The organism is Reichenbachiella sp. (assembly GCF_039944555.1).
Taxonomy (GTDB): Bacteria; Bacteroidota; Bacteroidia; order Cytophagales; family Cyclobacteriaceae; genus Reichenbachiella.
This window is the reverse complement of sequence record NZ_JBDUYN010000008.1, coordinates 194,156-208,292: the sequence shown is the minus strand read 5'-3', so window position 1 is coordinate 208,292 and position 14,137 is coordinate 194,156. Positions and strand designations below refer to the sequence as shown.

Annotated in this window: 14 protein-coding genes; 13 read left to right on the top strand and 1 reads right to left on the bottom strand. The window is 41.5% G+C overall.

Annotation, left to right across the window (positions count from 1 at the left end; all coding sequences use genetic code 11):
• Positions 1–6 precede the first annotated feature (6 nt).
• Positions 7–3,444, top strand: coding sequence for an Ig-like domain-containing protein (locus ABJD64_RS14685; RefSeq protein WP_348182810.1), 3,438 nt, complete (start codon positions 7–9; stop codon positions 3,442–3,444).
• 6 nt (positions 3,445–3,450) lie between these two features.
• Positions 3,451–3,903, top strand: coding sequence for a hypothetical protein (locus tag ABJD64_RS14680; RefSeq protein ID WP_348182808.1), 453 nt, complete (start codon positions 3,451–3,453; stop codon positions 3,901–3,903).
• Between the two features lie 3 nt (positions 3,904–3,906).
• Here ABJD64_RS14680 and ABJD64_RS14675 read toward each other — a convergent pair whose 3' ends face one another.
• Positions 3,907–4,365 carry an Lrp/AsnC family transcriptional regulator gene (locus ABJD64_RS14675; protein ID WP_348182807.1) on the bottom strand — a complete coding sequence of 153 codons (459 nt, stop codon included), beginning with the start codon at positions 4,363–4,365 and terminating at the stop codon, positions 3,907–3,909.
• A gap of 152 nt (positions 4,366–4,517) precedes the next feature.
• On the opposite strand from ABJD64_RS14675, the gene ABJD64_RS14670 reads away from it, so the two are divergent.
• The 11 genes from ABJD64_RS14670 to ABJD64_RS14620 all read left to right on the top strand — a co-directional run bounded on the left by ABJD64_RS14670 (position 4,518) and on the right by ABJD64_RS14620 (position 14,060).
• Entirely contained in the window at positions 4,518–5,318 is an 801-nt protein-coding gene (locus ABJD64_RS14670) for a DUF1338 domain-containing protein (protein ID WP_348182805.1), read from the top strand.
• A 190-nt stretch (positions 5,319–5,508) separates the two neighbouring features.
• Positions 5,509–7,494: a sensor histidine kinase gene (locus ABJD64_RS14665; RefSeq protein WP_348182803.1), complete on the top strand. Its 1,986-nt coding sequence runs from the start codon at positions 5,509–5,511 to the stop codon at positions 7,492–7,494.
• Between the two features lie 62 nt (positions 7,495–7,556).
• A complete protein-coding gene (locus ABJD64_RS14660) occupies positions 7,557–8,018 on the top strand; it encodes a DoxX family protein (protein WP_348182801.1) in 462 nt (153 codons plus the stop codon).
• A gap of 128 nt (positions 8,019–8,146) precedes the next feature.
• Positions 8,147–9,694, top strand: a complete 1,548-nt coding sequence (locus tag ABJD64_RS14655; RefSeq protein ID WP_348182799.1) for a glycine--tRNA ligase — start codon at positions 8,147–8,149, stop codon at positions 9,692–9,694.
• Positions 9,695–9,795: 101 nt separating this feature from the next.
• Complete coding sequence (locus ABJD64_RS14650; protein WP_348182797.1) at positions 9,796–10,461, top strand: hypothetical protein; 666 nt, start codon at positions 9,796–9,798, stop codon at positions 10,459–10,461.
• A complete protein-coding gene (locus ABJD64_RS14645; RefSeq protein ID WP_348182795.1) occupies positions 10,458–11,294 on the top strand; it encodes a zinc-dependent peptidase in 837 nt (278 codons plus the stop codon). Before ABJD64_RS14650 ends, ABJD64_RS14645 begins: the two co-directional genes overlap by 4 nt.
• Before the next feature lie 2 nt (positions 11,295–11,296).
• Positions 11,297–11,617, top strand: a complete 321-nt coding sequence (locus ABJD64_RS14640) for a DUF721 domain-containing protein (protein WP_348182793.1) — start codon at positions 11,297–11,299, stop codon at positions 11,615–11,617.
• A gap of 52 nt (positions 11,618–11,669) precedes the next feature.
• Entirely contained in the window at positions 11,670–12,311 is a 642-nt protein-coding gene (locus ABJD64_RS14635; protein WP_348182791.1) for a 7-cyano-7-deazaguanine synthase, read from the top strand.
• On the top strand, positions 12,308–12,943 hold the full coding sequence (locus ABJD64_RS14630; protein WP_348182788.1) for a 7-cyano-7-deazaguanine synthase: 636 nt from the start codon (positions 12,308–12,310) through the stop codon (positions 12,941–12,943). Before ABJD64_RS14635 ends, ABJD64_RS14630 begins: the two co-directional genes overlap by 4 nt.
• Positions 12,940–13,524, top strand: coding sequence for a Crp/Fnr family transcriptional regulator (locus ABJD64_RS14625; RefSeq protein ID WP_348182786.1), 585 nt, complete (start codon positions 12,940–12,942; stop codon positions 13,522–13,524). The genes ABJD64_RS14630 and ABJD64_RS14625 overlap by 4 nt, the downstream gene beginning before the upstream one ends.
• 77 nt (positions 13,525–13,601) lie before the next feature.
• Positions 13,602–14,060 carry a carboxymuconolactone decarboxylase family protein gene (locus tag ABJD64_RS14620; RefSeq protein ID WP_348182785.1) on the top strand — a complete coding sequence of 153 codons (459 nt, stop codon included), beginning with the start codon at positions 13,602–13,604 and terminating at the stop codon, positions 14,058–14,060.
• Positions 14,061–14,137 lie beyond the last annotated feature (77 nt).

Sequence of the window (14,137 nt, the reverse complement as noted above, 5' to 3'; positions counted from 1 at the left end):
CTGGATATGACCTCATTTTGGAAGCACTCCCTTACGCTGGCTATGGTATGCCTTATTGGTCAGGCTTTAGCCCAACAATCACCGAGAAAAAAAGAAGACCGCCAAGGCCGACTTGAGCATGAGTACAACATGTACAAAAACCCTTTGACCAAAAAAGTACCTGGAAACATCAGGCAAAAAGAACTACAATTCGTTCAGTCTCAACGAGCCGGCCTCGACGCCCGACTCAGACCCCAATCGAATGGACGGACGGAAGAAACACAAACATGGACCCAGCGAGGGCCTTTCAACCAGGGTGGTAGAACAAAGGCCATTGGCATTGATGCCAGAAATGAAAGTATCATCTTGGCTGGAGGAACATCCGGTGGTATGTATCGGACAACAGATAGCGGAGCGTCCTGGTCTCTCGTATCTAATTCACAAGCCAATCCTGCAATTGTCGGTGTGGCACAAGATCCCCTGAACGAGGATACTTGGTATTATATCACCGGTGAGGTAAAGGAAAGTGTCAACACCAACCAGGCAACGCAAAGTTATTTGGGCGCGGGCGTGTTCAAATCTGCTGACAATGGTGTCACATGGACGCAATTAGCTAGTACGGCACCGGAGAATACGGCACTCCTCGGTCAGGGGGCCAGAGCTGATTGGCAGCTCTGTAATGACATCGCAATTGACCCAATAGATGGAGCGGTGCTCGTAAGTAATATCGGAGGTATCTACCGATCTGCCGACGGAGGAACGAGCTGGACCGAAGTGCTTGACGCCGCAGGCGATACCCGCTTTGGAGATGTGGTTCACCTGGATGTCGCTAAAGTGGATGCCAGTAACAGAGTCTATTATGCCGGTGCACACAGTACAGGAACTAATTTTGGTTTTTTGAGGTCAACAGATGGCGTGACCTGGAGCTCCATTAATGCGCCTTCTGGGTTTAGCGGTACCTGGGAAAGAATACGTGTTTCAATTGCACCAAGTAATACTGATATAGTTTGGTTTTTGGCACACGGAGATGCCCTGTCTCCTGCCAGTGACATGCTGATCAAGTATCAACACAGCAATACCACCTGGACTGATAGATCCTCTCAAATACCCACTCTGGGCGGAGATGTAGGAGATTTCGATACCCAAGGTTCGTACAATATGGTGATGCGTGTAAAACCGGATGATGAAAATACGGTATTCATTGGAGACACCAAATTATGGAGGTCTACCGATGGGTTTGCCACTTCAGCTACTTCAGCAAATGACCCAAATACTGACAATACCACCTGGATTGGAGGCTACTCTCCGGACAATGATGTAAGTAGTTATCCCAATCATCATCCGGATGTTCATGAATTAGTCTTTTTTCCCAGTGACCCCAAAAAGGTACTTTGTGGCCACGATGGTGGATTGAGCATGACCACTGATATTATAGCTAGTAACGGGGTGCCTTCTGGCTTTTCTAAACCGCATCCTGTGACTTGGACGATATTGAATAATGGACTCTACACCACACAGGCTTACGCCATATCTATTGATCCAACTACAGAAGACAGCCCCGACATTGTAGCTGGCTTTCAAGACAATGGAAATTTTCGCACAACTAATATCTCAGGCACCTCCAACTGGAATCAAGAACCCTATGGCGGCGATGGTGCCTGGAACGCAGTGGCCCCGGGTGGAGATATATGGTACATTTCTCAGCAAAATGGACTCATAGAAAGAAATTCAACAACTGTTCCCAATGGACCGGGAGTAAACCCAAGTGGCTATGGATCAAGCAGTACCAATACCTTTATTTCTCCTTTTATTTTGGACAGAAATGACGCGAATATCATGTACTATACGGCAAAAAAAGAATTATGGCGTAATAACACTATATCCACTGTAAATGTAGGTGGAGCGGCTTTTAATGGAACCAGCGAAGGATGGACTAATTTGACTTTTAGTGCAACTTTGCAAGGCAATATCACTGCTCTGGAAACTTCTGTGACGCCTGCCAATGTCTTGTATGTAGGCACCTCCCTAGGTAAACTTTATAAAATTGCGGATGCACATACTGGTTCCTCCGTTACTCTGACTGATGTATCTTCGGGCCTATCCACGGGCTTTATTAGTTCTATCGATGTTGATCCGGACAATGCAGATCATGTTTATGTCACATTCTCCAATTATGAAATCATCTCCATTTTCAGAAGTACTGATGCCGGAGCCACCTGGACCAATATCAGTGGTAATCTTGAAGAAAATGTTGACGGGTCTGGTGCAGGACCAGCAATTAGATGGATTCATGTATTTAAAAAGAAGGACTTTACTAATGTTTATCTGGTCGGAGCTACCACTGGTTTGTACTCTACATCTACCCTTGATGGAACTAGCACCGTATGGACGCAAGAAGGCCCTTCCACAATTGGAAATGTACCTGTATCAATGATTAGATCACGTAAGGTAGATGGATATGTGGCAATAGGGACTCATGGGAAAGGAATGTTTAGCGCTAACATATTTTCTACGACGGATGTTACACCTCCGACGATTGTCTCTACAACACCAGCTGATGATGCAGTAGACATAAATCTTACTGCCAATTTGACGATTACTTTCAGTGAAACAGTAGCAGATGGAGGAGGATCAGTAATTATTAAAAAGACAGCTGATGACGCCATTGTGGAATCAATTTTAGTATCATCGGCATTGGTTTCGATAGTAGATGAGGTGGTTACAATAAATCCTACCGCTAATTTGGAAACAGCTACAGGTTATTACATAGAGATCGAGTCCAATGCATTCGAAGATATAGGAAGAAACGATTTTGCCGGTATTAGTGATAAGACAACCTGGAACTTCACGGCTAACACAGCGGCTCCAGTCATTGTATCTAGTATACCGACCGATGACGCAGTTAACGTAGGCCTGGCCGATGATTTGACGATTACATTTAGTGAGAATGTGGTCGATGCAGGAGGATCAGTCATTATCAAAAAAGAAGCGGACGATTCCGTTGAAGAATCCATGCTTGTGTCATCAGCCAATATCTCAATTGCGGATGCGGTGGTAACAATCAATCCTACAGAAATTTTAGAGGTTGCTACGGCTTATTACGTTGAAATAGAGCCAACAGCATTTATGGATGAAGGTGGAAGTAATTTCGCTGGAATCGCTGATAAAACTACCTGGAATTTCACAACTACAACTGTTGCAGGTGTGGAAGATCAATTGACGGAGAATAAAATGAAGGTCACTGTATTTGATCGTGGAATCAACTTAGAGTTTTTGGATCAGACCATCAAGTACGCAGAAATAAACGTGTATGGAATGGATGGTAAAATGGCCACATACACCGCTCGAAGCTCCTTCAAGAACAACAATGTGAATGTCAAGGCACAGCTAACGCCTGGTATTTACATAGTGAAAGCCTCTACAGCTAAAGGCTTATACACACAAAAATTTTTAGTCTCAGAATAAAGAAAAATGATGAATACCTTATTGACCTCCGTCCTGGTTAGCACCATGTGCATTTTTGGGACCAAACTTAAAATAATGGATTCGAGCTTCAAAGAAATTGCTCCGGGCGTGTCCACCGGCTATGTGGTCACCAAGTATGAAGTTCAGATTAGCAGTAATAACAATAAAAAGGTCTCGATCCAGGACGTGTGGCTCAAGAATAGAAAAGCGAGTTGGGAGCTATTCGATGCGAATAACAAGAAGGTGGCGTCCATCAATGATAAGGAGATGTATACGCTAAGAGGTCAAATCGAGGCAAAGATGGATGGAGTACCGGTAAAGAGCAATTCCGATGAGGGTAAAGAAACCACGGGCTCCTATGAAGAAGATTTTGTTTTACGATACACCGTAGGCAACGGAACCGAGAAGTGTATAAAAATTGATAAAATCGAAAATCTCGAATTGGTGAAGACTCAATAAGTACTAATCGATTGCGATATTCTTTTGAAAGGCCGTCTCAAAAGATATAGTCGTATCTGTACCTTCTACTCCTGCTAACGGATGGATACGGCTGTAGAGTACATCTCGCAAGTGGCTGTTATCCTTGGCAAAGATTTTAATAATCAAAGCGTATTTGCCCGTGATGTTTGAGCACTCCACAATTTCAGGAATTTCTTTGAGTGAGGCGATTAGTCCGTTCACATATTTGGCATTGGTTACCTCTATTCGGGTCATGGCTTCGGTGGTGTATCCTAGCACCTTCGGATCAAATACGAAGGTCGCATTTTTTATCACTCCACTTTGCCTGAGTTTGTTCACACGCTGATGAACCATAGTATTAGAGATACCCAGTTCCTTTGCTAAAGTGGAGTAGGGAACACGCGCATTTTCACTGAGCCTGTGTAATATTTTTTTATCTGTCGAGTCAAATTGACCAATCATAGGTATAATAAATAGTTGATATTGTTAAATTACTTATTATGCATGTGATTTAAGATAATTTGACATGAAATCATTTAATAATTAGATAATTATTTCCTTAAATCATTGAATAAGATAAATATAACTTCACTTTGCATTCAAATATTTAAGCTATGCAATACGAAGAAATTATTAACATCTTTTGGAAGGAATATGTAAAAACTACTCCTTCGGCAGGTAAAATTCATGACTTACTTGAGGCAAAGGGAGAGCGAATCAGTAATGATCACATTGCCTTCCGTACATTCAATCATCCAAGCATCAATGTAGAGCAATTGGCCAAACCATTTCTGGCTTGTGGATATGAGGAAAAGGACAGCTATGTTTTTGAAGCGAAGAAATTGAGAGCCAAACACTATCAGCATGCTGACCCTAAAGCTCCAAAAATATTCATTAGTGAATTGTTGCTGGAAGAATTTTCAGAAGAACTACAGTATTTGGTTTTGAAGAAAATCAGTGAAATCCCTATGGGATTGATTGAGACAAACTCAACCATTTTTGCAGGGAGACCTTGGGGTACGATTTCACACGAAACCTATTTGAAGTTGAGAGAAGAATCGGAATATGCAGCCTGGATGTATGTATATGGATTCTGCGCGAACCATTTCACGATTAATGTGAATCATCTGACCGCGATCGAATCATTGGAAGAAATGAACACCTTCCTAAAAGACAATGGATTTCCAATGAACGTTTCGGGTGGAGAGATCAAAGGCTCACCGGAAGCACTTTTAGAGCAGTCTAGCATTCTTGCTGACAAGAAAGCTATTGAATTTGCCGAAGGTTCATTCGAAGTACCGTCTTGCTATTACGAATTTGCCAGAAGGTATGAAGATACCGATGGACAGCTCTTTCAAGGCTTTATAGCCAAATCAGCAGACAAAATTTTCGAGAGTACTAACGCAGCACAATAAACTCAGAAGATTTCCGGCTTCATAATTAAAATCTTGTCGAGGAGAATTAAAGGGCTGATTTGAAGCTGTTTAACTCTGCAGAAGATTTTCTTTCGTATTAAGACGGTTTAACCCAAAGTGATAAGTCAGTCAGATTCCATCGGAATTATGGCTGACTTTTTTTATATTAAGAACACATTCATAGCAGCCTATGAGATTTGTGTTTGTTTTTTGCATGTTTTTTCAGGTCTTCGAACTTTTTGGTCAGAACCGCTCCAACCACATCCTTAAACTTGAAAGTCTCGATTTCTTCGATGGTAAGACCATTCCAATTACCGATTATTTTATTCTCAGAGATAAATCGGAAGATTCATTGCGTGCAGTCTTCAGCGAGCATTTCCTTGACAATGAAGACAAATTCCAGAGCTCCATCGCTGCGCTAAAGCTACTTGGTGGTAGTCACCATCAGAAAGTAATGATCACTTTCAATGTCCGGATCGAACGGTTATTAGCTATTAAATTCTCAGAGAAAGCGGAGCCATTGTTTCTTCGAACGGGATCCACAGTAGCCCCTGATCATGCAGCTTATCGAATGTCATTTGTAAACGCCCTGCCAATAGAAATTGCCGCCAGAGAAGAGGTGGTTCTACTAATGAAATTTCCGGAAAGTGCGGAAAAAGAATTGGGGGCGGAAATCAAGGACTTCGAACAGGTAGATCAAAAAATTAACAAGCGCCTGATCGTTTCCTACATCTTCACAGCCATACTTTTCACGTTTGCCATTTATAATCTTCTACTGGCCTTTTTGGTGAAAAGGAAGGTATACTACTATTACAGCTATTATATCTTTTCATTTGGTTTATATGCCAGTTTGATCACGCTCACGCTCGTATTTTCAAGAGCTATAGTGGCCCCTTTATCAATTATCTCTGCGTCAACTATGATATCCGTGGGCGCTTTATTTTCCGGAGAGTTTCTAAGAATAGAAAAGCACTTGAGCGGTGCCGCTTTCTACTATAAGTTCTTGCTCTACTTTGTTGTAGGTGTTGGCGCACTTCTTATTTCAAATTTTCTATTTTGGAACAACACTTCTCTCAATAACGGGCTGGCAATTGGTGCAGCATTGGTAGGTCTAAGTACCATTCCCTTTTGGCTCTGGGTAGGTTATCGCATTCACCGAAAAGGAAGTCCCAGGGGACGCTTGTTTCTGCTTACAAATATTCCGTTATTGGTTGGTTGTTGTGCCTTTATTGCTTTTTGGCTTTCGAATCATCTTGGACTCATAGCTGCTACAGCACATTTGGCCTGGGTTGCGAACCTGGTACTCTTTGGCAGTGTGCTCTTTCAACTTTTTCTATTCTCTTATGTGATTGGTTATAGTATCAATAAACTTCAGTCTGAGAAACTTCATATTCAGCAAGACATCAATCAGCAGCTAGAAAAACAGGTGCAACAACGTACGGCCTCACTTTCTTCGGCTAATGAATCCATAGAAGATCAAAGACTTGAATTGGAAGAGTTAAATAGAGTAAAAGACAACCTTTTTTCGATCGTCTCGCATGATCTTCGAAATCCGCTCAATTCGGTAAAGAGCGTGCTAGAGCTAATGAAGCGGGAGTCCTTGCAGGGCGATGAACTTCGGCTATTTGCAAAAAAGTTGGAGGGGTCATTAGACGGTACTTTGAATTTGTTGGATAACCTACTTTACTGGGCTAAGTCTCAGATGGATGGTATTCAGGCAAAACCAAACCTGATCCAACCAAAAATTATAATTGAAAACAACCTTCGATTGGCTTTGACGCTATTCAAAGAGAAAGCTATTAGCGTAACTACAGAATTGAATGATGAGTACGCCTTTGCGGACGAGGACATGATAGATCTCGTGGTTAGAAACCTGTTGTCGAATGCCATCAAATTCACTCCGGCTAATGGTGAGATTACCTTAAAAATGAGCTCAAGGAATGGTTTTTTAAAATTTTCGCTAGAAGATACAGGTATTGGAATGAGCCCTAAGGCGTTGAACGAACTCTTCTCCAATGACAAGAATCATACCTCCTACGGTACGAACAACGAGAAGGGTTATGGAATTGGTCTCACGCTTTGCAAGGATTTTATTGAAATAAACGGAGGTAGACTTACGATAAAGAGTGTAGAAAATGAAGGCTCAGTATTTACGGTCTCATTGCCTTCTAACTAGCGTTTCACTTGCCTTTCTTGTTGATTTTGAGTATCTTATGTACTCCCAAAAATCGTAATATCATGAATCTCATCACAAAAATTGACCAATGGATGGATGCACGATTCGCACCAGCCTGGCTAGACATTATTAGAGTTGTCCTTGGAATTTTCCTTTTCGTCAAAGGTTTAATATTCACCGCAAATTTTCAAGTCCTTGCGGACAATGTGCAATCAATGGGTCTGGTTTACATCGCTGTAATCGCAGCGCATTATATTTATTTGGCGCATGCCGCAGGAGGTCTGATGATTGCGTTAGGTGCTTATACCCGCGTGATGTGCGCATTGAATGTTCCCATACTGTTTGGTGCAGTCATTTTCAATGCTACTCATTTCCTTACCATGGATAGCCTCATGGAACTTGAAATGTCGGCTTTGGTGCTCGTAGGACTGATCGTCTACCTTCTCTTCGGCGGAGGCCGGTTTTCTGTGGACGAATTACGTAGGCGAGATGCCAAGAGAAAAGCAGAATTGGCTGGTTCTTGAAACTCTTATTAGCATTTACAAAATTTTAAACTTTGGAAATGCTTGTTATTGCAATGCACCTTTCAAGTTCAGCAAACTTTGATCAGCCATAAGTTCGCCAAATCATTGATTCGTATATCTTTGCGGCTATGGCGAAAAATGAAGATCAAAATCTGTTGAAAAAAATCATTGCTCACTCTAAAGAGTATGGTTATGTATTCCCTTCCAGCGAAATATATGATGGCTTAAGTGCCACCTACGACTATGGCCAATATGGGGTGGAATTGAAGCAAAACATCCGCAACTATTGGTGGAAAGCCATGGTGCAAATGAATGAAAATATTGTGGGTATTGATGCTTCTATCTTCATGCATCCCACCACCTGGAAAGCATCCGGACACGTAGATGCCTTCAATGACCCCATGATCGACAATAAAGATTCTAAAAAGAGATACAGAGCAGATGTATTGATAGAGGAGTTTGTGGCTAAGATCGAAGCCAAAATTGATAAAGAGGTAACAAAAGCCGCTAAACGTTTTGGTGACTCTTTCAACAAAGATGAGTTTCTGTCCACCAATGGACGAGTGCTTCAGAATCAGGAAAAAATAGATACCATCAACGCCAGATTCAAAAAGGATATTGAGGAAGAAAACTTTGAAGATCTCAAATTATTAATTGAAGAATTGGGAATAGCCGACCCGGTAAGTGGATCAAAGAACTGGACGGAAGTGAAGCAATTCAACCTCATGTTTTCTACCGAGTTAGGAGCCGTTACTGAAGGAGCCAGTAAGATTTACCTACGACCTGAAACCGCACAAGGTATTTTCGTCAACTACCTAAACGTACAAAAGACAGGTCGAATGAAACTGCCTTTTGGAATTGCTCAAACGGGTAAGGCCTTTAGAAATGAAATCATTGCACGCCAGTTCATCTTCAGAATGCGGGAATTCGAGCAAATGGAAATGCAGTTTTTCATTAAGCCGGGTACAGAGATGGAGTGGTACGAAAACTGGAAAGAAAAAAGAATTAATTGGCACAAGTCACTCGACCTCGGTGAGGAGAACTACCGATTCCACGATCATCTCAACCTGGCTCACTATGCCAATGCTGCCTGCGATATTGAATTCAATTTCCCGATGGGCTTCAAAGAACTAGAAGGCATTCATTCAAGAACTGACTTTGACCTGAAGGCGCATGAAGAGCATAGTGGCAAGAAATTGCAATTCTTTGACTCGGAAGAAGAGAAATCGTATGTTCCATATGTAGTTGAAACCTCTATTGGATTGGATCGAATGTTTTTAGCCGTACTTTCAAGTGCCTATACGGAAGAGACTTTAGAAGACGGCAGTAGTAGAGTTGTACTACGGATTCCTCCAGTATTGGCTCCAATAAAAGCTGCAGTATTGCCTTTGGTCAATAAGGATGGATTACCTGAAAAAGCCCGTGAAATCATGAACGAGCTCAAGTTCTCAGTAAATGTTCAGATGGACGTGAAAGATGCTATCGGCAGAAGATATAGAAGACAAGATGCAATTGGTACACCATATTGTATCACAGTGGATCACCAAACCCTGGAGGATGGGATGGTCACCATCCGCGAGCGAGATTCTATGGAGCAGCGCAGAGTGTCTGTAGACGAAGTGGTTTCTGAAATCGAGAATGCAGTTGATTTGAAGAAGCTGTTGAAGACCTTGTAAAAGGAGCGGGAATATGCGAGATGGCAATCGGAAATTGTCTTCGATTTGAGTCTTCTTACGTATGACTTCCTGCTTTCCTCATTCTTCCCTATCTTTTCTAGATGGATATCATATTCCTGATTTTGATAGCAGTGGGACTATTTGGACTGGCGCTCATGAGCGCTTCTTTATGGTCTGTTGTATCGGCTTGGCGTAAGGCTGCAAGTCGAGGACTCTCAATTACATTTTTAGAGGCAAGAGCCTTAACCAAGTTCTTTGAGCTTCAAGATGAGTTTTTGGATGCCTGTGTTCAATTCAAAAATATTGATCCAACTGTTTCAGTAAAAGATATCGTAAGACATCATATGGCAGATGGGGACACACAAGCCTTACTGTCACATTGGAAGCAACTTCAGGAAGCTGAAGTTCATATTACCTTCAAGTCATTGGTATTGTATGATCTGGCAGGAAAGAATATGGATCAGCTCATTGAAAACCTGAATCGCGAATATGAACTTATCATTCCGGAAATTGGTGAGCAGGAGCTTACCGCCTATTATTACTGCAAATTCAAAATCGCCGGCGATAGTTCAGGATGGATTACACCTGATCTGGAGGAATTCAAAAAAACCATTGAGGAAAAGATTACCTTAGCTCTATTGACAGGTGACTTGTCAGATTTTGAAGCACTGGCGAATTTTATTAAAGAGAAATATCTGAACGATAAATTTTGGAAGAGTCTTTGTCATGGACAAGTGTTAGATCAGCAAATCCGTATTTCTAAATGACGCAAGCCTTTTTTGCTCTCCTACTTCAGGCAGACCCTCCACCGGCCAACTTTGTTGATGTCGTCGTTCTGGCTTTGTTGAGCATAGCAGTGATTGTACTTTCGGCCCTATCTGGCCGCGTCAACATGGGATTTCGAGTGCCGGGCTTTCCAAATCCATTGCCAAGCAAAAGGAAGGAGATATTGAGGAAAAGATTCCCTTTTTATAATGGCCTTTCAGATAATAAAAAGCGCAGGTTTGAGCAAAAGGTCCAGTATTTTATTCATGTTAAAGAGTTTATTCCCAGGCAAATACCATCGGTAACAGAAGAAATGAAGGTGCTAATTTCTGCTTGTGCAGTGCAGTTGACCTTTGGTTATCCCAAAATTTTTCTAAGCCATTTTAAGCGAATTCTGATTTATCCGGACAATTATTATTCTACCATCAACAAAGCCTATCATAAAGGAGAAGTAAATCCCAGGCTTCGAGCAATTGTGCTCGCATGGAAAGCATTTGTAGAAGGGTACATTAGTGAATCCGATGGTAAGAATTTGGGATTGCACGAGATGGCACATGCCTTAAGATTAGAAAACTTAATTCTAAACGCTGAGTACAACTTTTTGGATGAAGAAGTATTGGAACGCTGGCAGGTACTTGCAGATTCGGAGATGAAGAGCATCGCAAATGGCAACAGCAGAATGTTTAGAGACTATGCAGGAACAAATCCTGATGAATTTTTCTCAGTGGCCGTAGAGAATTTTTTTGAACGGCCTGAAAAATTTAAAAGCCTGATGCCCAACCTCTATGGGATCTTAGTGCTACTTTTGAAGCAAGATCCATTAAACCCTCTCTAGGTATGGCAAAAAGGAAACCACACGCTGCTAGTATAAGGAATGAAGGCACCGCTACTGTTAAGGATGTGATCAATGCAATGTTGAAATCCTATAATCTGAGCAAGAAATTTGATCAGACAACGCTGGTTTCGACCTGGAATAAAATCATGGGTCAGGCCATTGCCAATCGTACCACCAAGATTGAAGTACGAAACAATATTCTGATAGTGACGCTCAATTCAGCCCCGCTCAAGCATGAGCTTAATAATTCAAGATTCAAGGTCATTCAATTGCTCGAAAAAGAGTTTGGAAAACCCGTTGTGAAAGATGTCTTGTTTATTTAAGGAAACTATCAAAATGACTATCTTGGATGTAGTAATTGAATAGAACTTACTTGTGAGCAAGCCTACGATTTTATGCATGTTTTCAGGTGGAGTAGACTCCGCTGGTGTATTGCATGAGCTACTTACCAATGAAAAATATAGCACTTTCGACCTTATAGTTCATCACATCCATCTCTGGAATCGAGAGAACCGTGCTCTTGTAGAGTTAGAGGCAGTTAAGAACATCCTCAACTATTATAGGAATGAAGGAAAATCCTCATTTGTTTTTACGCAAAACACCTTCGATACCAGGGGATTTGCACCTTTAAAATCCAATAGATTTCCTATGGATATGGACGTTTGTGCATTTACCGCAGCACAACTCCATGCAGCACAACCAGCCATAAAACATGTTGCCATGGGTAGAACCAGAAGCGATGTGGAAGGTGGTGGAAAAGGATTTGCCCTAAGAATGAGAAGAGCTCAGGCCATTTTTAAATCATCTTTGACAATTGAAAGTGCTGAGCCCGCTGAATATATCTTTCCTGTTGTCGATTTCACAAAAAGAGAAATTTGGGATTTTCTTCCTGAAAAAGTTCGCGAAAGCTCTTGGTGGTGTCGGCGACCGGTATACAAAAATGGAAGCGATCCACAAACCTGTGGAGCGTGTATATCATGTAAGGATATGGCTCCGATAATTGGAAATCAATCATGAAGCCGGCGATCCTTTGTTTATTATCCGGAGGTGTTGATTCTACCGGGGCCTTGCATCAACTGATTACTAATGACCAATACCAGGGCTTCGATTTGATCGTGCATCATATCAATATTGTGAATAGAGAACGCCGTGCCCTGGCAGAATCGCAGGCCGTAAAAAACATTTTAAACTATTACGTAGACCATCTTCAGGCCCAGTTTATATATACTGAGAGTACTTCGGACACTACTGGATTTGCACCGCTGCAATCCAAAAGATTTCCCTTCGATATGGATATTTGTACCTTTATGGCTGCCAATCTGGTGGCTGCCTACCCGGCCATTTCGAAGATAGTGAGAGGAAGAACAAAAACAGATTTGGAAGGTGCAGACACCAGCTATGTCAAGCGAACTGCACGTACCAAGTCCATTCTTGAATCCGTCATTATGTTCGATGCCATCGAAACGCCAGAATATCTGTTTCCAGTTATTGATTTCACCAAAGAGGAAATATGGAACTTTCTTCCCGAACCTGTCAAACAGCATACCTGGTGGTGTAGACATCCACAGTATGATGAGAATAAAAATGCTAAACCTTGTGGAGTCTGTCCTACGTGTAAGCAGATGGCACAAATCACTACCATAAAATGATCGAAAGGCTTTTTGCGCATATCAGAAAATTTACCAAAGTTGAAGAACCTGATCTGGAATTACTTGAAGGCGCCATTTCAAAAAGACATTTTACCAAAAAGGAACATGTTCTCACTGAAGGACACCGATGTCATTTTAAACATTTTATAACTTCAGGCTTAATGCGTTCCTACTTTGTGAATAATAAGGGAGTAGAACAAATCGTCAACTTCGGGATAGAAGATTGGTGGATGGCTGACTACGACAGCTTCGTCAACGAGAGCATCTCACAGCTCAATATCCAGGCGCTGGAAGATTGTGAAGTAGTTAGTCTAAGCAAGACCGATTTTGACGAATTGATAACAAAATCACCTGCCATCAATAATTATTTCCGTGTGATTCTAGAAAAGCGGCATATTTCAGATCAAAGGCGTATTCAGTATATGTTCAACCTGACTGGCGAGGAGATGTACGATACATTTAATGATCACAATCCTGATTTTGTCCAACGAGTACCACAGTATATGTTGGCTTCCTACCTAGGCTTCACTCCGGAGTTCCTAAGTAAGATCAGAAAAAAGAAAGTCGACAGTCGTTCTTGAACTACATTAAGAAATAAATACCATCTTCGATAGAGCTTTGAGTGAACAAATAATTAATCACTTAAAAACACATAGAGATGGAACGAATTAGTTTTCAAACGACACCGGAAGGCTTATACAATGGCCTCTATCAAATGGGTAATTATGTAGAAAATGCGGGGCTCGACAGAAAGCTGCTGATGCTAGTGGATTATCGAATATCTCAAATCAACGGTTGTGCTTTTTGTTTGGACATGCATTTCAAAGAAGCAATTGAGGTAGGAGAATCTGCTGTCAGATTGAGCATGGTATCAGCATGGAAGGAAACAGATGTTTTTAGCGAAATGGAGCAAGCAGCTCTCCGATATGCAGAGCAATTGACACTCTTGTCTCAATATGATATCGATGATGAAATTTATCAATCACTTAGAAAGTTTTACAGTGAAAATCAAATCGCTGCCTTGACTTTGGCCATTGTAAAAATCAACGGATGGAACAGATTTATGAAAGCTTTTAAAACAAAAGCAGGAGCATACCAAGTAGGGCAATTTGCCTGAATATTTGGCCGGTGGCCTCTTGATTCTACCGGCTATCTCAAACTTCTTTTTGCCTATCAATATTAAAATTATAATAG